Annotated in this window: 16 protein-coding genes; 5 read left to right on the forward strand and 11 right to left on the reverse strand. The window is 41.3% G+C overall.

All coding sequences use genetic code 11. The features are described 5' to 3' along the window. Positions 1 to 1,578 precede the first annotated feature (1,578 nt). A complete protein-coding gene (locus tag H5203_RS08900) occupies positions 1,579 to 2,661 on the reverse strand; it encodes a hypothetical protein (protein ID WP_182819613.1) in 1,083 nt (360 codons plus the stop codon). A 222-nt stretch (positions 2,662 to 2,883) separates the two neighbouring features. On the opposite strand from H5203_RS08900, the gene H5203_RS08905 reads away from it, so the two are divergent. Continuing rightward, positions 2,884 to 4,029, forward strand: a complete 1,146-nt coding sequence (locus H5203_RS08905) for a PQQ-dependent sugar dehydrogenase (protein ID WP_182819614.1) — start codon at positions 2,884 to 2,886, stop codon at positions 4,027 to 4,029. Between the two features lie 71 nt (positions 4,030 to 4,100). Here the strand turns inward: H5203_RS08905 and H5203_RS08910 are convergent, their stop codons facing one another. Then, positions 4,101 to 5,690, reverse strand: coding sequence for an RICIN domain-containing protein (locus tag H5203_RS08910; RefSeq protein WP_259401928.1), 1,590 nt, complete (start codon positions 5,688 to 5,690; stop codon positions 4,101 to 4,103). A 404-nt stretch (positions 5,691 to 6,094) separates the two neighbouring features. On the opposite strand from H5203_RS08910, the gene H5203_RS08915 reads away from it, so the two are divergent. Beyond that, complete coding sequence (locus H5203_RS08915) at positions 6,095 to 6,544, forward strand: carboxymuconolactone decarboxylase family protein (RefSeq protein WP_182819616.1); 450 nt, start codon at positions 6,095 to 6,097, stop codon at positions 6,542 to 6,544. Between the two features lie 509 nt (positions 6,545 to 7,053). Beyond that, positions 7,054 to 7,221 carry a helix-turn-helix domain-containing protein gene (locus H5203_RS23125; RefSeq protein WP_310736550.1) on the forward strand — a complete coding sequence of 56 codons (168 nt, stop codon included), beginning with the start codon at positions 7,054 to 7,056 and terminating at the stop codon, positions 7,219 to 7,221. Between the two features lie 82 nt (positions 7,222 to 7,303). On the opposite strand, the gene H5203_RS08925 is transcribed toward H5203_RS23125, so the two are convergent. Together H5203_RS08925 and pbp4b are read right to left on the reverse strand one after the other, a co-directional pair. Beyond that, positions 7,304 to 8,680: a Na+/H+ antiporter NhaC family protein gene (locus tag H5203_RS08925; RefSeq protein ID WP_145240873.1), complete on the reverse strand. Its 1,377-nt coding sequence runs from the start codon at positions 8,678 to 8,680 to the stop codon at positions 7,304 to 7,306. Positions 8,681 to 8,830: 150 nt separating this feature from the next. Further along, positions 8,831 to 11,278: a penicillin binding protein PBP4B gene (gene pbp4b, locus H5203_RS08930; protein ID WP_182819617.1), complete on the reverse strand. Its 2,448-nt coding sequence runs from the start codon at positions 11,276 to 11,278 to the stop codon at positions 8,831 to 8,833. A 486-nt stretch (positions 11,279 to 11,764) separates the two neighbouring features. Here pbp4b and H5203_RS08935 point away from each other — a divergent pair, with 486 nt between their 5' ends. Further along, a complete protein-coding gene (locus H5203_RS08935) occupies positions 11,765 to 12,610 on the forward strand; it encodes a MurR/RpiR family transcriptional regulator (RefSeq protein ID WP_145240869.1) in 846 nt (281 codons plus the stop codon). Positions 12,611 to 13,121: 511 nt separating this feature from the next. After that, the gene (locus tag H5203_RS08940) at positions 13,122 to 16,145 is read left to right on the forward strand and encodes a carboxypeptidase regulatory-like domain-containing protein (RefSeq protein WP_182819618.1); all 3,024 of its coding nucleotides are present in this window, start codon (positions 13,122 to 13,124) and stop codon (positions 16,143 to 16,145) included. Positions 16,146 to 16,239: 94 nt separating this feature from the next. Here H5203_RS08940 and H5203_RS08945 read toward each other — a convergent pair whose 3' ends face one another. The 7 genes from H5203_RS08945 to H5203_RS08975 form a co-directional block, all read right to left on the reverse strand. After that, positions 16,240 to 16,764 (reverse strand): hypothetical protein, encoded by a 525-nt coding sequence (locus H5203_RS08945; protein ID WP_182819619.1) that lies wholly within the window; start codon positions 16,762 to 16,764, stop codon positions 16,240 to 16,242. 108 nt (positions 16,765 to 16,872) lie between these two features. Beyond that, entirely contained in the window at positions 16,873 to 18,063 is a 1,191-nt protein-coding gene (locus H5203_RS08950; RefSeq protein WP_182819620.1) for an exo-beta-N-acetylmuramidase NamZ domain-containing protein, read from the reverse strand. Then, a complete protein-coding gene (murQ, locus tag H5203_RS08955) occupies positions 18,064 to 18,999 on the reverse strand; it encodes an N-acetylmuramic acid 6-phosphate etherase (protein WP_145240861.1) in 936 nt (311 codons plus the stop codon). Beyond that, complete coding sequence (locus tag H5203_RS08960; protein ID WP_182819621.1) at positions 18,996 to 19,901, reverse strand: BadF/BadG/BcrA/BcrD ATPase family protein; 906 nt, start codon at positions 19,899 to 19,901, stop codon at positions 18,996 to 18,998. The genes murQ and H5203_RS08960 overlap by 4 nt, the downstream gene beginning before the upstream one ends. 2 nt (positions 19,902 to 19,903) lie before the next feature. Then, a complete protein-coding gene (locus H5203_RS08965; RefSeq protein WP_145240857.1) occupies positions 19,904 to 21,490 on the reverse strand; it encodes a sodium:solute symporter in 1,587 nt (528 codons plus the stop codon). 116 nt (positions 21,491 to 21,606) lie between these two features. Further along, on the reverse strand, positions 21,607 to 22,371 hold the full coding sequence (locus tag H5203_RS08970; protein WP_182735265.1) for a L,D-transpeptidase: 765 nt from the start codon (positions 22,369 to 22,371) through the stop codon (positions 21,607 to 21,609). Continuing rightward, positions 22,368 to 23,480 carry a dipeptide epimerase gene (locus H5203_RS08975; RefSeq protein ID WP_149981738.1) on the reverse strand — a complete coding sequence of 371 codons (1,113 nt, stop codon included), beginning with the start codon at positions 23,478 to 23,480 and terminating at the stop codon, positions 22,368 to 22,370. The genes H5203_RS08970 and H5203_RS08975 overlap by 4 nt, the downstream gene beginning before the upstream one ends. Positions 23,481 to 23,482 lie beyond the last annotated feature (2 nt).

Raw genomic sequence — 23,482 nt, forward strand, 5'->3', positions numbered from 1 at the left:
GGTCAGGAAAGTCTCGAAATTGGACAATGATCAATGAAGTAAATTTGAATCCAGAGAAAAAAGAAGAAGTGCGGGCGGCATAAAATTTAACTTGATGCGACAACTAACTTGAAAAACTCCGGTTATGAATAAAACATTATAAGAATTCGCGGGTTCATGTGCAGCGCCACATTTACAGGATCAAGGTCTTGCACCCAGCCAAGACCAAACTCCAATCTCACGTTTAACACCCTTCCCCCGTCATCACGCCCTGAAAATAAGTAATTGATGAGTAATATCGCGCATGGAGGCGCGATAAGGCGAAACTAGGCCATGGATGGCCTATCTTCGCCGTTTACGTTCACATCAATTACGCATTGAAGGGTTAAGCGTGATGCTCGGGGCGCCGTGGGGTTCCAAGGGGCGACCGGCGGCAGCCGCCCCTTGGTTGCCGCCAGCAATCTGGCAAAAACCTTGAATAAGGTTTTTAATGTAGGTCGAGGATTTATCCCGACAAGAGTTAGCAAGCTCAGCGCCTACGGTGGTTAACCCTAACATTGGTGTTAAATCATTCGCGGCTAAAGCCAGCTCCTACTTCCAATATTTAACCTCTGTGTAGCGCAGCGCCTCTGTGTTCTCAGTGGTGAAAATTCACTTTTTTCGCCCTAAAGGGCGACCTAAAATATAAAGTGGCTAGGCTCTAGGAAGTGACTAGGTACTAGGATTGTTCCGTAGTTCGTCGCCCGCCGCACGAAGCCATAGCCACACGCGCCAGCAAGCTCAGCGCCTACGGTGGTTAACCCTTACATTGGAGTTAAACCCTTCGCGGCTGAAGCCAGCTCCTACAACAATAACTAACCTCAGTGTGGCGAAGCGCCTCTGTGCTGTCGGTGGTGAAATTCACTTTTTTCGCCCTAAAGGACGACAATTTAAACGCCCCCATTGGTTTTATCGTTGCACTTTAGCCAACCAAACCACGCGCGCCAGCAAGCTTAGCGCCTACGCTGGTGAGCTTATCACTGGTGTTAAACCCTTCGTGGCTAAAGCCAGCTCCTACTTCCAATATTTAACTTCTGTGCAGCGAAGCCCCTCTGTGCTCTCGGTGGTGATATTCACTTTTTCTCCCTAAAGGGCGACCTAAAATATAAAGTGGCTAGGCTCTAGGAAGTGACTAGGTACTAGGATTGTTCCGTAGTTCGTCGCCCGCCGCACGAAGCCATAGCCACACGCGCCAGCAAGCTTAGCGCCTACGGTGGTGAACTTATCACTGGTGTTAAACCCTTCGTGGCTAAAGCCAGCTCCTACTTCCAATATTTAACTTCTGTGTAGCGAAGCGCCTCTGTGCTCTCGGTGGTGATATTCACTTTCTCGCCCTAAAGGGCGACCTACAATTTAAACGCCCCATTGATTTTATCGTTGCACTTTAGCCAACCAAACCACGCGCGCCAGCAAGCTTAGCGCCTACGGTGGTGAACTTATCACTGGTGTTAAACCCTTGGTGGCTAAAGCCAGCTCCTACTTCCAATATTTAACTTCTGTGTAGCGAAGCGCCTCTGTGCTCTCGGTGGTGATATTCACTTTTTCGCCCTAAAGGACGACCTACTGTTTAAACTGGTAATCTTTTATATAACGATAATCAAATTCAGTGTCGTCTAACACTTGGCAGTGGTCGTTAAAATCATCGCTGAGCATGCCATAGATATCAATTTTTACTGATTGTTCTTCAATATTTTTAGCAAAGCTGGTGAGTAACTGCCTGCCTTTTTTAGCGTCCATATAACAACCAAATTCATAAATACTGTAAAGCCTTGCAAAGGTATCGCCGCCCACTTCTGCTTGCGTGATAAGTGCGTCACCTGTTTTACTATCGAGTATTTTTCCTAGTATAAATTGAGCGCGCGGGTTGCTTTTTTGCTCTGCTAAATAACGCAGTATTAATTGCGCTTGATAGCTATCTTGCGGGTAATTACCTAAGTAGCGCCCTTGGACATCAAACTGCCTACCTGAATAGTAAGCAAAAGCATAAGTAAGTGCTTTATGCTGGCTTATTGCAGCGAGCGCTTCATCGCTGGTATCAATGTGCTTATCGCGAAACTCGGCTGCGCGCGCTGCTTGCTGATTTTTTTCATTTTCCATGTACTGTACATCTTGAAAAATGAGCACCGCAATGGCAACAATATAACCAACCACAAAAGTCAGCACTAGCAACAAAGGTAGAACAACAAACCACCTGTTTTTTAACTTTTTTTGTTGTAGATAATCAGGGCACGCAAAATAAGCATCAAATGCTTTATAGTCATGCATTGAGATGTTGATACGTGATAGATAGGCAGCGCTCCAGGCGCCGAGTACATAAACGCCAATCAAAATAACGGACAGCACATTGCCGCCGACCACTATTTGAAAATCCCATGCGAGTAAAACAATACACGCATGAGACACAAAACCTATTACAGAGAATAATCGTTCATAGCCACGACCATGAAACCTAACAGCTAAACCTATTAACGCGCCGCTGAGCCATAGCATAACAGCGCCTGCTGCTGGCTTTAATTCATAAATAAATACCCACAGCACTAAAATGGGTATACACCAAAAGACTGTGCCTAATGCGGCTGCCAATGCATTTTGTTTTGTTATTTTTTCGATTACATTGTTTTGAAAGTTGCTCTGAGCTGACACGGTAAATCCCTATACGATTGTAAAAATTGTTAATATATTCTATTTCTAACTTCAATACATCTCCAGTACAACGCAAATCATAAGTAGCAACTTACTGCCCCCCTCTATACTCCCTCCTATCTCATTTTTTCTGTTACTAATCGCACTTTAGTAAATGTTAATAACAATTAAACTATTAACACGCTACTCTATTTACTTCGTGTTTAAAAAATTGGAGTCATCATGAAGACGTCTTTTTACACCAGTTTAGCTATTGCTATGGTCAGTTTATCTACCTTGCAGGCGTGTGCGCAGCAAGCGGAACAAGAAATCCCTGTCGCTAAAAGCGCTGATAAGTATCAGCTTGAATTAGTTGCTCAAGGGGTAAATATTCCTTGGGGAATGGCGTGGCTTAACGAGCAAGATTTATTGGTAACAGACCGCGCTGGTGAGCTTAGGCTAATTCGTAATGGCAAACTGCTAGAACAAAAAATTGCAGGGCTGCCTAACATGCATGCGGAAGGTCAAGGCGGCTTATTAGATATCGAGCTTGATCCTAACTTTAAAGACAATGGCTGGATCTACTTTTCTTACTCAGGTTATGAAGGCGATGAAGAAGGCTACAATACATCCATTATGCGTGCGCGCTTAAAAGATATGGCACTAGTCGACTCGCAGCTGCTGTTCGACGGCACGCCAAACACCACAACCAGCAAACATTACGGCTCGCGTATTGAATTTGATAAAGACGGTTACTTGTACTTTTCGATTGGTGATCGCGGCGCGCGTGATGTTAACCCACAAAGCTTAGAGTATGATGCAGGAAAAATTCACCGCATTAATGCTGATGGCACAATCCCTAAGTCAAACCCGTTTGTTAATCAGCCAAACGCACGTAAGAGTATTTACTCTTATGGCCACAGAAACCCACAAGGCATGGCTATGCATCCAGAAACGGGGGCAATTTGGAGTCATGAACACGGCCCTCGTGGTGGTGATGAAATCAATATTATTAAAGCAGGCGCTAACTACGGTTGGCCAGAAGTAACTCACGGCATTAATTATAATGGCAGTAAAATTACTGATCAAACAAGCCGCGAAGGTATGCAACAACCCGATTGGGTGTGGGTGCCCTCTATCGCGCCTTCTGGGATGGAGTTTGTTACAAGTAGCAAATACCCGCAGTGGCAAGGTCATGTGCTTGTTGGCGCTATGAAGTTTGCACACTTAGTATTGGTTGAACTTGATGGTAATAAAGTAACGGGTAACAGCAAGCTATTTGAAGGTGCTGGCCGCGTGCGCAGTATTGCAACCCACCCTAATGGCGATTTATATCTGGGTATTGATGGTATGGGAATTTACCGTATCGTGCCTAATAGTAAAATCTAACGATTAATACACGCAATGTGATGAAGCCCTCTAATTGAGGGCTTTTTGCATTTTTAGATGGTTTGGGTGTATTACTGCGGCCCTGTACCGCCATCAACTTGACTGCCTAAGCTATTGGCATTGTCTAAACTGTATGGGTATAACTGAATATCGTTAAAGATGTTAGCCCCATTGTCGCGATATTGATCGGTTGCTGACACACCAGTATACACATTTCCTGACGCGCTAAAGTAGCCTGAGCCTTGGTTCCAATGTGGTTTTGCACTGTTTTCAAAGTAATTGTTTTCTACTAATACTTCAGCGCCATTACCTGCGCTAATTGCAAAATAAGTAATATTTTTCCAATAGTTATTAAACATGTGTACACGTGAATTATAACCGTCTACTTTAGGGTTGCGCCCTGCCGCTGTATCCCAAAAGTTATGATGTGCCGTTATTTGGGAGTTTTTGAATAAATGCGTATACCAATGCTGGTTAGCACACACTTGCGTATTATAACCATAAAAGCGGTTCCAGCTTAAAGTGACATTTTGGCTATTGCCAATATCAATATAACCGTCACTAATTTTATTAAACGCCATATGATCAATCCAGATGTGGCTACTGTCATCAACAGAAATAGCATCACCGGCTTCAACTAATGCAGGGTTAATATCTTCAAGTAAAATATTACGTATGATGATATTACGATCATTACTGATCACTAAGCTTGCGCCGATGATTTTTGAGTTTTTCCCTAATCCTTCAAGGGTTTTATTTGAGCGAACACGAAGACGAGAGTCATTACGTGTAACGTTAACCGTGTTGTTGGAGCTGCTACCTAATTCACTACAACTTTGGTTACCAACCGGTAAGCGATACCAGGTTTTACCGTAATCGCCCCATGTGCCACAATCGAGTGGACATGCTGCAACAGTTCGGTTTGCCGTATGGCAGTTAATCGTTTTATTGTCAGGAACTTGAATAACCGCAGTTGATGTTGAGTTTAATGCGGCTGTTAAAGCACTGCAGCTAGTAACAATCGTCGGTGATACATTACCGCCACCTGTGGTGGTCGCCAGACCATCGCTGCCTGGTTGTGCTGCAAAACCAATTAAACCAGCTGTTGTTTGACCGCCACCACTACTGCTACCACAACTACCTGAAACAGGGTTGATATACCAGCGCTGTGAACTGCCACCCGCATCATCATTTTGATACACATTGGCACCGTTTTGCGAACCCGCCACAGTTAATGACTTTTGCGTAAGTTTATTAACAATATTAAAGCCACCCGATGAAGACACCTTCAGCTGCCAGCGCTGATTATCACCTTGCCAATCGTCATACACCACAATATTAGCGCCATTAGACTGTGACGAATTGAGTACATCAAGTACTTGGTTATTATGTTGCGAACGAATAGTCCAGTAACCATCACTGCCTTTAGTGAAAGCAAACTTCTGGTTTGCACCACCCCAATATTGATAGCTAATTACATCCGGTGCGCCACTAGTATCAGACGTATTTACATCTAATGCCAAGCTAGAGCCACGGTTAATTACAGAGTAAATCCCACCTGAGGTGGGAATAGTTGTACAATTTTCTGCCAATGTAGCAAAGCTACAAGTAGATAACAGAAGTAAAAACAAAGTCTTTTGCCGTTGTATCAGTGTTGTCATAACGCTCATTCTTTTGCTCCAATTTATGCCATTCCTTGAATGGTGTTTTGTAAAATGCGAATCCTGCACTTAGGTACAAACAGTTAATAATTATCGTTTGCGCACTTATATTAGGATCACTTGTATTACAAATAAAGTTAATTGTTAAATTAAAGTAAACCAAGGTCATTATCGACGTGAGATTTTTAAAGCTTAAGAGCTAAATTAGTATTGAAATTCGCTAATTTTAGGGTGTAAATTAATATATCAGCGACTTATACCTTTTTGTTATTGTGTAATAGTATGACAAGTCTTTAGCGAGGTACGACTACACTAGAAACAAATCAAAAAGTCGTTTTTTTACAATTCTTTTTATTTATCCGTCAATAAACTAGCTAGTAGTTATTTATCGATTTGGAACTATTATGAAAAGAGCGAATTACTTTAATATCGAACCCGAGTTAATGACCTACTTGATTGATCAAGAAACACTGATCAAACAGAAAGTCGAGGCTACCTTTGGAGTGACAATTTGGGAGCTGCTAAAACTAAGAGCATCACAGTTAAACCAATGTGCATATTGTTTAGCCATGCATAGCAAACAAGCACTGGAGTATGGCGAGAGCATTAACCGCATTATTGCCCTCAATGCGTGGCAAGACACGCCACTTTATAACGATAAAGAACGTGCTGCATTAGCGCTTTGCGAGAAGTTGACTTTGTCACAGAACATTGATGATGACTTTTATCTTGTGCTTGCCGAGTTATTTGATCAACCCAGTTTAGTGACCCTCACCGTAGCAATTAATGCTATAAATAGCTGGAATCGTATGGTGAAAATGTTTAAACCGACAGTCGAGTTTAATGAACGATAAACTATTTACAGCCCAACGGGCGATATCGCTGATTATGTACAAGCAGTTTGGTTTGCAAGCGCCCAATGTTCAGGGGAGAGTTGGCTCCCCTGCGATGGCGCAAAAGGCGTTATATTTTTGCTATCTGGGCGTCTTAATTTAGCTGGAAAACCATTAAATTCCCCTATTTCATGCAAACCATATCAACACAGTCAGCAAAAATAACGTTTACTGCTGACTCCGTTTTTTGTGGGATCCGGTTTAAACCCGCTGGACTTGCCCATTTACAAAAGGTAAATCATTCGCTTGACCAATATGCTGACTTAGATTCGTTTATTGATTTGTTGTCGGCGCACCTCAATGCACCAAAAATACACCATTAGGCTATTGAGCACACACAAAAACTGATCCATAAAATAATCAATCTTACCCCACTAAGTACTGCTTACGAGCACACTCCTAAAGGTAAGCAGCAATTAGAGTGCTACGTTAAAAACACCTGTGGCATCACTGCCAAACACCTAGCACGTATTTACAGAGTCAGGCAAGCCAGACAACTTATAAAAGCAAACCCACAGCTAAGCTTGGCACAACTCGCCCTTGAGTGCGGGTTTTCCGATCAATCTCACCTAAACAATGAGTTCAACGCTATTTTACAAATACCCCCTGCCAAATATAAAAAGTTAATTCAGCAATAAAAAAGCCTGCAAAATTGCAGGCTTTCTCGTTAACTTTACTCTCGCTAACTTTACTCTCGCTAGCTTTACTCTCGCTAACTCTTTACAACACAATAATGCTCGTAACTAGGTAAGCAACAAACGTTAAGCCACCCGCGAATAATGCATACGGCATTTGCGTTTTAACGTGAGTAAGTAAGTCACAGCCTGAGGCAATTGCCGACACCGCACTGGTATCTGATATTGGCGAGCAATGATCGCCAAATACGCCGCCCCCTAAAATTGCCGCAATCACTAATGACGGCGGTAAACCAAGCGCTTGAATTAATGGCACACCAATCGGGATAAGTATTGCAAATGTACCCCATGAGGTGCCTGTTGTGAAAGAGATCACCGCACCGGTTACAAACAACACTGGTACGACTAAGTAAATAGGTAAGTAATCACCCACTAAACCCGCAACAAAAGTGCCAGTACCTAAATCTTTTAAACTGGCGCCGAGAGTCAATGATAGTAATACAATCGCGACTAACGGTAATAACTCCCCCATGCCTTTAAAGCCAATATCAACCAGTTTATGGTGAGTAAATTGACGAGAGCTTACCATTAATAAGTAGGCGACAACGCAAGCTAAAATAGTTGCATACAATACCGACTTAGAGCCACTGCCGCTGGCAATATCACCATTACCTGACCAATACATAAAGCCGACCATGCTACCTATTAAAGTAAGTAAAGGAACCAGCATATAACGTGCTTTAGTGCCTGTTACTTCTTCTTGCAGCTCTGTTTTTTGGTGCTCTAATTGCTCTTCAGCCTTTTTAAGCGGGCCGTGTACTTTATCAAACGAGATAGTGTAAAACACAATGAGTAAGGTGATGATGGCGTAAAAGTTATAGCCTATGCTGCCCCATAACACCGAGACTGCCGACTCTGACAGTTCATAATTACCAAGCAAGCCAAGTATGTATGCCCCCCAGCCATTAAGTAAAATCAAAATACACACAGGTGCACTGGTACTATCAATAATGTACGCTAAGCGAGCACGGCTCATTTTAAATTTATCGAATAAACCCCGCGATAAAATACCCGCAGTCAGTACACTTAAGTTAGATTCTATAAACACCGCAACACCTGAAAACATGGTTAAATAACCCACTTGGCGTTTGCTCTTTGCCACACCTTTGTTCATCAACACATTTACTGTTGCAGCCACACCGCCCGATTCGCGTATGTAAGCAAGTAATGCACCGATTAAGATACTAAAAATTAGGATACGACTATTACCTGGCGAACTTGCTACGCTCACCACGCGCTCTATGGTATTTATAAATGTATTAAAAAGTGTATTACCGTTACCTTGCAAGGCCAGCAAAAACTCTGAAGAAGCAACAGCGACAAGTAGCGCCATAATGACTTCTTTGCGCCAAAATACGATCAAAATCGCAATTAGTGGCGGTAAAATTGAATACCAAGACATACTGTAACCTTTTTTGTGGTGAGTCTATGACTCACTCTAATTATTATCAGGCCTTTGTTATAAAGGCTGGAACAAACTCATTAGCTTAATCTGTTCGTCAATAAACACAACTTAAATCGATTAGCGATAAGCTGAACACTGCCATTTAGATCAATGCTTATTTAATATTGCTTCATAAATTAGCGAAACAATTGAGCCATATTTACCGGTTTCAAACTTTCTCCCCATAAATTCATAATCTGTTTCATTCCCTTCAATCGGGGTATGGCGAGCATTGGTAAGCAAAATTATCGCCAAGTCATAAGCGGGATCAATCACAGTAACCGTGCCCGTCCAGCCAGTGTGACCATACGCTTGTGGGCTCGCGTACGGGCCAAAATGCCATTGTAAAGCACCGTTACCGGCACGACGCCAACCTAAACCATAACTTTCATCGCTGGCTTGCGGGGCAATGAATTGCTCTAATACTTGCGGGGTAAATATTTGCTTATCACCATAGCCACCGCGATTCAGCAATAACTGCGCAAGCACAGCTAAGTCTTGACCTGTACTAAAAAGTCCTGCGTGACCTGCGACCCCACCTAAGGAATAAAATGCTTTTTCGTCATGTACTTGTCCTTGTAAAACGTCGGTACGAACATTATCAAAGCTGATCCGTCCGTCACGAGTGTTTCCCATTAACTCAGTGGCAGCTATTTGGTTTTTTATAAAGCCCTTTTGCAATGGATTATAAACGGTGTGGGTTAAACCAAGCGGTTGATAAATTTGCCCTTCAACATAATTATCCAGCGACTGCCCGGAAAGTCGCTCCACTAATACACCGAGTAACATGTAATCAATATCTGAATATAAATGTTTAACGCTACGACCCGCAACAAATGGCACGCCTGTCAGTAATAAGTTTTTAGTACGTAAGCTATTTTGTGAAAAGAATCGCTCACCAAACTTATTATCTTTACGATGAAAATCAACTACCGCTGGATAACCTGCACTGTGGGTCAGTAAATCTTTGACTAACCGCTGCTCACGGCCCGCCCCACGAAACTCAGGTAAGTAATAAAATAGCGGTTTTTCTACATCAACTTTACCTTCACTGGCTAATTTCATTAACGCTAAATTTGTGGCAAACATTTTTGAATTAGAGGCAATATCAAATAATGTATCGCTTTTCATCTGCTGTGGCTGCTCTAATAATGAGCCATCAGCAAGGTATTTTTTAGCATCGCCATAGTGGCTTAATTTAATTAACTTACCATCTTTGATCACTGCCAGTACGGCACCGGGAAATCCTGCCGCGACTTCTTCGTTGATCAATTTATCCACGTTATTAAACTGCACTGACTTTACGGGCTTAGTTACTAAAGTTGGGTAAGAAAAACGTAATGTTAAACTTGCCCCTTCAGGCTGCACATTTTCAACCTTGAACGTATTTGTGCCGTTGTGAGTCCGTTTAGATAAGCTGTATTTGTAGCTATTATTTGCCATAAGTGGCTGAGCAATATTTATTTTTTCACCATTGATAAAAATATCCGCGCTCGTTGCGGTGTTAGTTTCAATGATAATTTCGCCTCGGCCTTTATAAGCTTTAAATGTACCACGGTCATTAACCAGTGCCCGAGAACTTGGATTAGGATTTGGTACCTGCAGCACAACCTGCGCATTTGCTAAAGGCTTAATAATCGGTTCTGGGGCAAGTTGCTGTTGTTGATATTGCAACATTAACTTAGCTGCTTTTTTCGGAAAGTACTTCTGCATCAAAGCAAACAATACCGCAGCGCTGCGCGCATCTGCATTACCGCTTACATGCCAAGGTAAAAAGTGCATTTGAAAGGCACTTAATGTATCAAGGGTTTGTGGATCAAGTTGATTAGTCACGTGTACATCATAACCATAACCACGTAACGCTTTTTGCATTAAACTAATGGATGGTTTAACTAAACTAAATTGCTGCCAATATTTATCAACCGTGTCACTGTCATACCATGCACCAATACCAGCTTGGTACAATTGATACCATGGAAAGCGCGGACCTGGATCGTTTTTTCGTGTAGGCGCTATATCAGAGTGGCCTACAACTTGAGTTGGGCCAATATCAGGGTTACGGGCTAAAATACCTTTACTGAGCTCAATCAATAACGCTATTTGTTTAGGGTCAAAATCGGGGAAAATACACAGTTTTGAGGCGTCATTTTCCATTTGCTCATCAGGTTTAACTTCAGGATAGTGACAGCTTGGTACGTTAACAATTTCGATACCAATTGATTGATCATTTAAATCTTCACGGCCTTGCCAAAAGCTTGTCCCGGCATGCCACGCCCTATCATGTTCATCAACTAGTTGAATTACTTTTAATTCATCCTCAGGGTAGCTAGGATCATTTAACTCTGGTAATAAATAATGAGCACTTAAACCACCTTCATCGACTAAAGCACGCATCGATTTTTCAAAATCAATAGCGGTGTAATGCATGACTAAAAACTTAACACGATGACTGTAATTGGCAGATTGTGTAAACTCGTAAGGTGTTGAAGCGCAACTAGTCAAAAGTGCGGCAGTTGTAACTAAACAAAGTTTTTTAAACCAAGATAAAAACGTCATAGCCTTCTCATTGCTGATCAAAGTAAATAAGCGCAATCCCAAAACCACGATTAGCGGTATGTGCTTTTAGTAAACAATACATTAAATAAACCCAGTTCTCATATTGTTATTATAGTTTGGACAACTCGATTTGAGTTGTATAAACCAAACCCTATCACAGTAAAATGATTTGTAAATAATTTATTTCAACAAGTAAATTAAATAAAGATATTTTATCCCACCATAAAAACAGTGCCCAAGCGACTAGCAAATAAATCTGTTAGTTCGTGCTATTGGTGTTGTAAAATTAGATAATTAAAACTATATTATTCCAATTATTCTTAAACAATATTCCAAAACTTAATTGCGGCTATTGGGAATAATTTATTTTTTGTACGCCTAGGAACAAGAGTAAAAACAAAGATGGTTACATTTGAACCTAGAATAAGTACAAATTTATTTCGATTAATGCTATAAATACGCCAAATATAAAAATAAGCGGGTAGTATGTCTACATTTGTAAAAATTAAAGCCTTACGTCAGTCCCTATCGAGCAGCGAAGCTAAGCTAGCCGACTTCACATTGAACTCAGCTAATGCTATTCGTAATCTTTCGTCTGTAGAGCTGGCTAAAGTTGTCGGCGTGAGCCAGTCAAGCGTTGTAAAATTTTCGCAAAAACTGGGCTACAAAGGCTTTCCAGCATTTAAGCTGGCTGTCATTGATGCACTCAATGATGAAACATCAGAACCAAAACTGCATGGTAAAATCACCTTAAGTGATTCACTAGAGCAAATAGCAGAAAAGCTACTCAGTAGTAAACTTGCTGTGCTTACTGAAACAAAAAACCTCAATGAAGCGCTAGCCATTGAACAAGCTGTTAGCTTGTTAAAATCAGCTAAACGAATTTTAATTTGTGGCTTAGGGGGCTCAGCTCTGGTGGCTAAAGACTTTTCCTATAAGTTGCAAAAGTTAGGCATGCCTGCAATAGCTGAACCTGATGGTCATGCGCAACTCGCCTATGTATCAACCTTTGCAAAAGGCGACTTAGTTATTGCGATCAGTGAATCGGGTGTTACCAGAGAAATCGCTGAAGTGGTAAAGCAGGCTAAGAAAAACGACAGTTACGTGATCTCTGTCACTAAATTTGGTAGTAACCCTGTTGCTGATCAAGCCAATGTTAGGCTTTACTCTGTGGCAGAAGAAGAGTCAGTCCGTTTATCATCGATACTTGCCCGTACTGCGCAAGACTTTGTTATTGATATTCTATTTATCGCTTTAACGCAATCGAGTCGTCAAGGTCGTAAATTACTAGAGCATTCAAATGACGTTGTTGGTGAATTTAGAAATCACTAACCAACGACATCCTAAAGAATTAAGGCCACTATTGTGGCCTTTCTTATTATAAAAACCACTTTAACAACAGCCGTGCAATAATAACCTATCTCTCGTTTGCTAATTTATAAATTATTTCTTTATTCCATGCCAACCAAAATTTTTTAGTTCATAAACAATAATTATTATTGTAACTCCAACAGTATTGTTCCAACTCAATAAAAAATCCTCCTTCTTTAGAATGAAAAACACAAAAACATGTCATTTCAATATATTAAATATGATTAACTGCGCTAAAAATCGCGAAAACACTCCCCCAGCCTTACGCTTATATTGACAAAAAATATAACGAAACCAGTTTTTATATATTTTATTTATAGATGCAACACAAATAAGGAAGAGTTTATTCTTGACCATTAATGGCAACGCATGTTTAATGGAATAGCAACAATTGATCAAAGTTTATAACTCTGTTTGGGGAATCAACAAAGTTCAGAGCTATAAGTTAATTATAATAAGGACGGGAAAAACAATGAAAAAACAGGTACCAACCTTCACTATAAGCTCGTTAGCGCAGGCCACACATCGCGCTCTGCGAGTGCCAAAAACTGCAATAACCACCGCTATAATAGCTGCCTCGCTAGCAAGCGCTCCTGCATTCGCGAATTTAAACGGTAGTATCAAAGGTAAAGTGATTACAGATCAAACAAACCAATCGCTAGCGGGTATCACTGTCACAGCTCGTAGTAACGTCATGCCAAAAGCACGTACCGTAACAACTAAAGAAGACGGCTCATATGATTTACCGCAGTTAAAGCCTGGCACTTACGAGCTGACTTTTGAAGACAGTAACGGCGTTACACAAACGATGCTTGTAGATGTACTGCTAGAACAAACTTCAAATGCAAATGTTGTACTTGGCGGTAAAAAAGATAATGTTGAAGTAATTACTGTGACAGGCAGTAAACTATTTCGCCAAGGTAACTCATCACTGAGTAACTCATTAGGTAAAAAAGCAATTGAAGGTGTACCTGTTGGCCAAGATTACCGCGACTTACTTAAACTCGTTCCTGGTATTGAGCTTTCACAAAACTCAACACTAGGTCCATCAGCCGGTGGATCAGGTGTTGATAACTCATATGGTTTTGATGGTGTAGATGTTTCTTTACCTATGTTTGGTAACTTAGCTTCAGCACCATCAACTCATGACGTTGAATTTGTTACCATGGACAGAGGTGGTGCAAAAGCGGTTGGCTTTAATCGTTCTGGTGGATTTTCAATTAATACCGTATCAAAATCTGGTACTGAAGATTTCCACGGTAATGTTGAGTACAAAGTACAACCAAAAACCTTTGTCGCTACACCAACCGGATCTGAAAACTATGAACTTGATAAGAGTTGGTTAACTGCAAGTTTAAGTGGCCCACTGATTGAAGATACATTGTATTTTTATACTTCATATTATCGCCCCGAAGTAACGCGAGAAAATAAAGATACTGCCTATGGTCCTGCAAAAGATTATGAAAGTATCCGTGACGAATTTTTTGGTAAATTAACCTGGGCTCCGACCGATGATATTCTACTAAATATTTCACAGCGCTCATCAGAAGAAACTCTCGAAGGTGGCTCAATCGGCGCTTATGAAACAGATAGCGTATCTGTTGGCGCACAAACAAATTATGATATTTTCACATTAGATGGTTCATGGATTTTAGGCTCAGCAACCACACTGTCATTCCAATATAGTAAATTTGAAAATGAAAGTGGTTCAAAACCTGATACAGAGCTAAGCGTTATACCTTCATTGTCCGGCCAGTTAGATCTTAGTAATTTAGATCAAATGGGTTACTTCTCAGTACCTAGCATGTTAGAGGACGATGCAAACTACACGCCAGCGCAAATTGCTGCGTACAACGCTGGCGCAAATTCGCTTATAAACCAATATGGTTATACTGAAGATGGCCAAATCAAAGGTGGTGGTGGTATTGGTGCATTTAATCAATATGATAACCAAGATTTCTTCCGTGATTCATTGGAGATCAACTTAGATCACGAGTTTGATTGGGGTGATAGTTATCACACATTACATATTGGTGCTGAGTGGAAAAAAGGGAAAGAAGAACTTTCACGCTTTTCGAATGGTTGGGGAAGCATTTCATATGTTGGCGGTCTAGATGAAAGCTTGGCTGAAGGCAGTACTGCACCAGTTTACTATCGCGCCTACGTGCAGCAAATGAGTTTAGTTGGCGATAGTTCAGAGGCTGTATCAGCCATTATATCTGAAACTAAAACCATTAACTTCGAAATCAACGATAGCATTGAATATGGCAATTGGACCTATAACGTAGGTGTATTAATAAGCCAAGATACCCTATATGGTCAAGGTTTACGTGAAAAATCAGGCACTATCTCTGGATATGAATTAGCGCCGGGAAATAAATACGAAATGCACCAAACGGATTGGTCAGATATGATCCAACCTCGTTTAGGGGCTACGTGGAACTATGCTGAAGAAGATTCTGTATTTGCAAACTTTTCAATCTATAACCCTGAAGCTAGCTCACTGGCACGTGCGGCATCGTGGGATCGTAATACCCGTGCAGAAATTGAAGTGGAATTTGACGAAGCTGGTAACGCATTTTACGCAGAACCACGTCAAGGCTCATCGGGTAAAGTATTTGATGATAATTTAACGCCTCGTCGAATCACAGAATTTACTTTAGGTACTACTAAGTATGTTGGCAGTGATTTAGTGCTACGTGCTCATGTTCGCCACCGTAAAGGTAATCATTTTTGGGAAGATATGCCCAATGATGCACGCCTGACTGATTACTCTGGCGTTGATGCTGAAGGTGTACCACAACACATTGCAGATAAAGGCTTATATGTAGCTAACTTAGCTGATATTCGTGACGAAATTGGTGGTTCATCTTATGTAATTGCAGAGGTTGATGGCGGCGAAACAAAATACTGGGAAGCGAGTATTGAAGCCGAATACTTGGGTGAGAATAGCTATGTAAACGCTTCATATGTGTGGAGTCACTACTATGGTAACTTTGACCAAGATAACACTACAGCAACCAATGATGCGAATACCTTTGTCGGGTCATCAAACTATGGTGATGGTCGCGGTCGTTATCCGTGGGATTATCGTTATGGCACACTCTCAGGTGATAAACCTCACCTGTTAAAAGTATACGGTTACTATACGGTTCCTTGGCAAGCAAATGTTGGTGCCTATTTCGTATTTCAATCAGGTAAACCATGGGAAGCTTGGGATGGGTCTATCTATGGTTATTCAAGTGGTACTAGCCGTTATAGCGAGCCTGCAGGTAGCCGCCGAAGTGCTAGTCATTGGCAACTAGACTTAAACTATACGCAAGACTTTAAAGTTGCTGGTGACTTTGACATGCAGTTCCGCGCGGATTTATTCAACGTATTTAACCGCCAAACAGGTTACAATAATAACCCATATGTAACTTCTGAAACATTTGGTGAAGCTCGTAATTACTATGACTCTCGAAGATTACAGCTATCGTTTAACTTTAAGTTTTAATCTTATGGATTAAAGTAAGCGCTCAATGGGCGCTTATTTCCCCATCCATGGCAAGGCCACAATTGTGGCCTTTTTTATTCCAAAAATACGCGTATTACTGCATAAATCGCTGTTCGTCGCTAATTTCACATTGTGCTATTTCTATTGGTTGATTACTTCTATCAACCAGCCAACATTCGTCATAAATAGAGCAATAGCACAGCTCGATTGCAACCTGTTCATCCATTTTAAGAATTTCTGTTAAATAAGCCTTATCTTTTATGGAAACCGCACTAAAATTCGCTTGACTTGGTAGAATACGTGTACCGATATGTGATTGAACTAAGTTCGTTGCAGCTATAAAATCAGACCATTTCTTAATGGGCTTCTCATTATAGATTACTTTGACATACTTAATAATTGCCGGACCTGTGCCGTTATTCATTATACCGTAACTAAATAGCTCATCCTTAGGTGAAAAACTCCTATACAACTCAACTCTCGGCCAAACCGAAGCCCTTGCATAAGAGCGATCAATCATCGTTGAGTAAATACCTATTATTGTTGTAACAACGCTTATCAATAACGCTGAAAAAGCAACTATCATTTCCGGCTTTTTATACCAAATGTCTTTTTTCATTATTATTCCTTTAAATTTTATTTATAGAACATACAGTTGAACTTTTCTAAGCGCAATAAAAAAACGCAGCCAGAGCTGCGTTTTAAGGTTTTATAAATAAAAATAGTCTTATTGATATAACAAGTATGCTGCGCGTTGCTGTTTAAAGCGAGCTAGATCTTGTTGCCAGCTTTGTTTGATTTGCAGCTCTGTTTGGCCGGCTTCGATAGCTAAACGCAGCTTATCAGTGCCTGCAAGTTTATCCATAAAGCCTGCACGTTCAAAGAACGTTTGCTCGTTTTGCGTAAAAGTTTTGTAGGCTGTAATAAATAAACTTAAATCTAGTCCTTTGATTGTACTGTCGCGTAAATCAAGACCTTGCACCTCTATCCCTTTAAATTTAGGGTTCATTGATGCTCCCTCAATAGCGCGCGGAGTAAAACTAAACTCCCCTAACGCAATCGGTGAATAACCTATCACTTGAAATGGAAAGTCTGTACCACGGCCAATTGTAATTGGTGTTGCTTCAAAAAAGCATAATGATGGATACAACGCAATTGACTGATCATTTGGTAAATTAGGGCTTGGCTGAACAGGTAAACTATACGTCATATCGCGGCGATAATGCGCCACAGGAACAACCGTCAAGTTTAGTGACGAAGCTTTATTTATCCACCCTTCACCTTTGATCATTTTTGCCAGCTCACCCACTGTCATACCATGTAATACAGGAATTTCATGCATGCCAACGAAAGACTGAAATTTTAAATCTAAAACTGGCCCATCAACATAAGCAATATTCGGGTTTGGCCTATCAAGTACAATAAAATCAATGTTATTCTCAGCAGCAGCTTCCATCATGTAATGCATTGAGCTGATATAAGTGTAAAAACGCACACCAACATCTTGAATATCAAAAATAATCACGTCTAATTCGCTTAATACAGTGGTATCTGGCTTTTTATTACTGCCGTAAATAGACACCACATCAATACCGGTCTTTGTATCCACCGTACTTTTTACATGCGCGCCGGCATCGTGGTCGCCACGAAAACCATGTTCAGGGGCAAATATTTTAGTAACATTCACGCCTTTATCACGCAGTAAGTCGACTATATGGGTGTCATTAACTTGTGAAGTTTGATTAACGACTAAGCCAACTCGTTTGCCCTCAAGTTGTGGTAGGTACTGTTGATATTGTAAAGTGCCAACACTTAAATTTACTTGCGGTGTATCAGTTAAGATTGCATCGTCGGTGCTGTTGTGGGCGCATGCGCTCAAAATTAGGCATTGTAATATAACCAATAATCTAATTAACATTTATAGTTCCACCGCTTTTCGTAAAAAACCATCCGCTTGGGTTAACATTTGCTCAGCTTGGGCGGCATCTTTGCCTGTTAAGATGATTAAAATAGCCAATTTAGCACTTTGTTTTGCTTGGGCAAGCGCATCGACTCCTTGCTGATGAGTGCAATCGGTTGCTTGCATTACGATGCGGATCGCACGAGCATGCAGCTTTTCATTGCTGGCATTCACATCAACCATCAAGTTTTTATAGACTTTACCGGTGCGGATCATACTGGCTGTGCTGAGCATATTTAATACTAACTTTTGTGCAGTACCCGATTTCATACGTGTTGAACCAGTTACCGCTTCAGCGCCAACTACCGGGCAAATACCAATATCAGGTAGTTTCATTACCGCGGAGTTAGGATTACAGGTTACTCCAACGGTGATACATCCTATTGATTTTGCATACTCAATGGCTGCTCGCACATAAGGTGTACGGCCACTAGCGGCAATCCCTACCACGACATCTTTAGCTTGTAGATTAACGGCTTTAAGATCTTCTACGCCTAATTTTAAGCTATCTTCGGCACCTTCAACTGCTTTTTTAAAAGCCGTTTCGCCACCAGCAATTATTCCCATTACTTGTTGATCGCTGACACTGTAAGTTGGCGCGCATTCCACAGCATCTAAAATACCTAAGCGACCACTGGTGCCGGCACCAATATAAATTAAACGACCGCCTTGCTTAAATGCCGTTACAATATGATCGACCGCTTTGGCTATCTCTGGGATCACTAACTTTACAGCAGCGGCAACTTTTTGATCTTCCAAATTTATTTTGGTTAAAATTTCGCGACTATCGAGTAAATCTATATCCAACGTATCTAAGTTTTGTCCTTCTGACACAATCCCGTTCAGCTCTTCTAAAAGTGCACGCTGCTGATTAAAATTAGACTCAGGGCTCATTGTGTAATCCTTGTGTATTCAATTTGTTTAATGCGGTCGCTGGCTAAAATCACCGCACCGGCTAACGAATCCCCTTGACGGGGAGATAAATTCAGTTGTGTATTTTCATTTAATAATGCAATGGTTACGTCCGCTAAACCGCCAATAATTATGACTGGTAACTGGCTCTGACCACGACATTTTTCAATCAATCTCTCGACTTGTCGAACATGCTCACTAAGCACCGTATCGGCTATTATACACTGTGTTTTTAAACTAAAGATTAAAGGACTAAAACGCGCATAATCTAACGCTTTGGCCTTCATTAACCAACTTGATATTTGTTCTCGCTCACGGCCAACTTGTTCACTCAGCTGTTGCGTTAGCAGGCTTTTAGGTTGCTCAAAGCGGTCTATTTCATCTAACAAGCATTGCACAGCACTTAACCCTAAGCGCGCACCACCGCCAAAATCATCAACCGAAAAACCCCAGCCGCCAATTAATTTTGTTTCTCCATCAGCGGATAATCTTGCTGCTACAGCGCCCGTTCCTAACGCTAACATTGCAACTGGCTGACCTAGATTTGCACCATATAATGAGGTGATTGCATCACTTACAATACTCAATTGCGCAAATTTAATATCACAGTCTAGCTGTAAGCTTGCAGTTACTCGCTCAGCCAACACTTTAGACGAGCCGCCCGCAAGTCCCATTACCGCCAAAATTTGGCTATGCTTAGCGCCACTTTGTGCACATACGCTAGTGATCACTTGCTGTAAACTAGTAAGCGCCGTATTAAAATCGTTATAAACTGAGGCTGCACCAGCCTTCGCAGTAAATTCTTCAGCGCTATGTAAATTCACTAATTTCGCCAGCGTTTTGGTGCCCCCGCCATCAATAGCCAGTATATAGTCAATGTTCATGCCTATTGGGCTCCTACAGCTGACTGGCCGCGCTGGGCAAGTTGAGGTTTACCTAAACAACACACTAAAGTCGACAACGCAGTACCAATACATAACTGCCAAGTAAAGCCTAAATAGAAGCGATCTGCTGCCGGCAATAACCAATCAATGATGTATGGTTGCATGAATAAAGTGATCATAAAGCCGACAATTAACGCCGCCAATACTGAGCCTTCACTGCCACGTTTAGTAAATAGTGTTGTAAAATACACGCCCAGTAAACCACTGTACGAAAACACCATGACACTCAGCGCAAACTTAAGAAGCGGCATATCACTGTATTGCTGCCAGAAATAACAAACTATGGCCATTAATGCTAATGATAGGCTCACAACCGCCATGCCAATACGCCCAGCTTTAACAAAATGGTTATCGGCAACTTGCTTATTTTTAGCTGCTAAATAAGGTCGATATAAATCTTGTACAATGACCGACGACATCGAGCTTAAACCGGAGTTTAATGTTGAAATGGCCGCGGCAATGATACCGACGCTAACTAAACCTTTAACACCAGCAGGGGCCTCATTAAGTACGTAGTACATAAAAATAGTGATTTTTTCACCATTAAATTCTTGTACGACTTGCGCACCGTCACTGTTCATTAATGCTGGCTGCTGATAAACGATATAAAGTAATAAACCAATAAAGATAAATACCAACATCACGGGAATAACCATCACGATAGAAAGTAGTAATGCTTTACTGCCTTCTTTGTCACTCTTACACGTCAGTAGACGCTGTGTCATATCTTGATCAAGACCAAAGGCGGCAATGTTAAGTAACACAAAGCCGGTTAATACCGACGCCATATTGAACACTCCACTTGGGCCAAAATCTAAATCAAATTTGAAAATTGCCAGCTTTGAATCAGCACCGGGGGTTGGCTCATTTAAGGTTGCTAAAATAGTTGAAAAATCAGCGGGGATCAGTACCAACAAACACCAGATAACGGCAATCGCAGCACTGACATATACGACACTTTGCAGCACATCAGAATAAATTACACTGCGAATACCACCAAATACGGTATACAACAAACCCACAAGTGCTAATAGCAAAGTCGCTATAATCACACTTTCTGCGGCTATATTACCGTATAAAATCATCGCTACTGCAATCGCGGCCATATATAGACGTGCGCCACTGGCAAACACTCGGCCAAATAAATACATTAAGCCGCTGCGGCGTTTAGCTTTTGGCCCTATGCGCTTTTCAAGCAGTTCATAAACGGTGTACACTTTTTGTTGATAAAACTTAGGGATCAGAAAAATAGAAACAATAAATGCAGCTATGAATGCGCCAATGTTCGTCGCTAAATACGATAAATCACCTTGATAACCCTGATCAGGTCCACCAATAAAAGTGGCAGCAGACTGTGAAGTAGCTAATACCGAAATAGCCACCATCCAGGTCGGCATACTATTACCGCCTAAAAAGAAGTCTTTACTTGAGTTGGCGCGCTTACGGTTAAACCACCAACCACTGAGTAATAAAATTGCTCCGTAGCTTGCGAATACGAGCCAATCTAGCAAGGTGTATTGTGCACTCATTTATTATCCCAATTTCAAACCAATCAATGGAATATATTATTCCATTAAATTAATAAAAAGAAAACAATTTTATTATTTACTTTGTAAAGCCACGCGATCGCGTGGCTTTACACGTATTATTTAATCGCTGGTAACTTCCAAAGCAATTTTTTTTGTTGATATTGTTCGCTAGGTAAGCTCACTAACAATGGTTTTTTCTGTTCATCTAACCAAGCTAACAAGGTATCCATATTCTGCTCAGTCATTGCAGTACAACCGGCAGTTGGTTTATTTTCTGCGCGCCATAAATGCATAAAGATACAACTGCCTGCACCATCAACATTTTGACTATTGTGCTTAACCACTAAACCTTTTTTGTAAAGGTTATCTTGGCTGTAAATATCACGGCGCATCCACTCTGACGAGTCTTTGACAGCAGCCTCTCCTACCACTGACTTATTAACTAGCTGGTTATAAAATGGCGAACCTTTGACATCAACACAATAGTCGTCAGCAGTCATGCCTTGGTAGGTCATATTGGTTTTTAATGAATCTAAATAACCAAACGCGGTGCCGAGTTCAAAAATACCAGCGGGAGCTTTACCATCGCCTTCTTGTTTTTGTTCGCCCGCTTGAGCTGGGTGTAAACCAATACCCCACGCAAGACCGGTGCGCCCAAGTACCACACTGTGACCTTGGCCTTGTTGTTGCCATTGTCCTGCAACACGCTCAAATCGATACAATTGTGCGGCAATGGCTTGCCAATCATCTGCAACCACCACCACTAACTGTTGGCTTTGCTGTGGGATAACTGCAGCACTTGCAGCTGCTGATGTACTTGCACTATTTGCACAGCCGCTGAGGGCTGCTGTGGTGATTAATGTTATTATTATTTTTTTCATAACGGCCAAATTCCATCGTTTATCGGTTGTAATGTGTCGATACTTTTAATCCCCAAGCCAGGACCATCACTTAACGTGATCGCTGGGCCATTAAATTCCACACCGCCTTGCACCGGATCATATTGGCCAAGCGCTGGACCGTCTAAGTCTATTTTACTGATCTGCTGGGCTTTTGCAGACGCTAAATGCGCCGCACCTGCAACGGCAATACTGCCTTCTAACATGCAACCGATCATACAATCAGCTTGATACTGTGCAGTAATATTGGCAATTTCAATAGCACGACTTAAGCCACCCGTTTTCATGACTTTGATATTGATAATATCAACAGCATTTTGCTCTAATAATTGAATTACTTGCTTGGGCGAAAAGGCACTTTCGTCAGCCATGATCGGCGTATTTACCCGCTCAGTAATATACTTTAAACCTTTAAAATCATCACTTTTCACTGGCTGTTCAACAAGTTCTAATTCAACATTGTGGCTTTCTAATTGCCGTAAAGCAAACACCGTTTGTTTAGCATTCCAGCCCTGATTTACATCCAAACGAATTTGCGTTTGCTGGCCAAAACCTTGATAAATCGCCTTCACTCGTTCGATATCTTGCTGTAAATCATTGCCAATTTTTACTTTTAAAATATCAAAACCTTGCGCTACAGCCACAGCACAATCACTGAGCATTTTATCAATATTATCAACGCTAATAGTGATATCAGTTCGTAATGTTTGACTACCACCGCCGAGCAATTTATACAGCGGCGCTTGATATAATTTACCCCACAAGTCATACACAGCCAGCTCGAGTGCGGCTTTAGCGCTGTAATTTGCCACCACACTTGATTGGATCACTTGGCAAATTTGATTGAGGTTTTCGATTTCCATACCAATTAGTTTTGGCGCTATAAATTGTTTAATAACGCTAAGGATACTTTGGTGAGTATCGCCGGTTATTACTGGCGTAGACGCCGCAGCACCATAGCCAATTTCGCCTTTATCGGTTTCAATTAACACCACTAAGTCTTCAATATAGCTCACTTCACGCAGCGCTGTTTTGAACGGCGTAACTAGTGGCACTTTAAGTTTGGCAAAACGTATCGCCGTAATCTTCATTT

This window comes from Pseudoalteromonas sp. SG41-1, assembly GCF_014164575.1.
Classification (GTDB): Bacteria; Pseudomonadota; Gammaproteobacteria; order Enterobacterales; family Alteromonadaceae; genus Pseudoalteromonas; species Pseudoalteromonas rhizosphaerae.

Bases quoted from the DNA above. Each gene is read 5' to 3' on its own strand.
- H5203_RS08905 (WP_182819614.1), top strand. From the start codon at position 2,884: ATGAAGACGTCTTTTTACACCAGTTTAGCTATTGCTATGGTCAGTTTA.
- H5203_RS08910 (WP_259401928.1), bottom strand. From the start codon at position 5,690: ATGACAACACTGATACAACGGCAAAAGACTTTGTTTTTACTTCTGTTA.
- H5203_RS08915 (WP_182819616.1), top strand. From the start codon at position 6,095: ATGAAAAGAGCGAATTACTTTAATATCGAACCCGAGTTAATGACCTAC.
- H5203_RS08925 (WP_145240873.1), bottom strand. From the start codon at position 8,680: ATGTCTTGGTATTCAATTTTACCGCCACTAATTGCGATTTTGATCGTA.
- pbp4b (WP_182819617.1), bottom strand. From the start codon at position 11,278: ATGACGTTTTTATCTTGGTTTAAAAAACTTTGTTTAGTTACAACTGCC.
- H5203_RS08935 (WP_145240869.1), top strand. From the start codon at position 11,765: ATGTCTACATTTGTAAAAATTAAAGCCTTACGTCAGTCCCTATCGAGC.
- H5203_RS08940 (WP_182819618.1), top strand. From the start codon at position 13,122: ATGAAAAAACAGGTACCAACCTTCACTATAAGCTCGTTAGCGCAGGCC.
- H5203_RS08945 (WP_182819619.1), bottom strand. From the start codon at position 16,764: ATGAAAAAAGACATTTGGTATAAAAAGCCGGAAATGATAGTTGCTTTT.
- H5203_RS08950 (WP_182819620.1), bottom strand. From the start codon at position 18,063: ATGTTAATTAGATTATTGGTTATATTACAATGCCTAATTTTGAGCGCA.
- murQ (WP_145240861.1), bottom strand. From the start codon at position 18,999: ATGAGCCCTGAGTCTAATTTTAATCAGCAGCGTGCACTTTTAGAAGAG.
- H5203_RS08960 (WP_182819621.1), bottom strand. From the start codon at position 19,901: ATGAACATTGACTATATACTGGCTATTGATGGCGGGGGCACCAAAACG.
- H5203_RS08965 (WP_145240857.1), bottom strand. From the start codon at position 21,490: ATGAGTGCACAATACACCTTGCTAGATTGGCTCGTATTCGCAAGCTAC.
- H5203_RS08970 (WP_182735265.1), bottom strand. From the start codon at position 22,371: ATGAAAAAAATAATAATAACATTAATCACCACAGCAGCCCTCAGCGGC.
- H5203_RS08975 (WP_149981738.1), bottom strand. From the start codon at position 23,480: ATGAAGATTACGGCGATACGTTTTGCCAAACTTAAAGTGCCACTAGTT.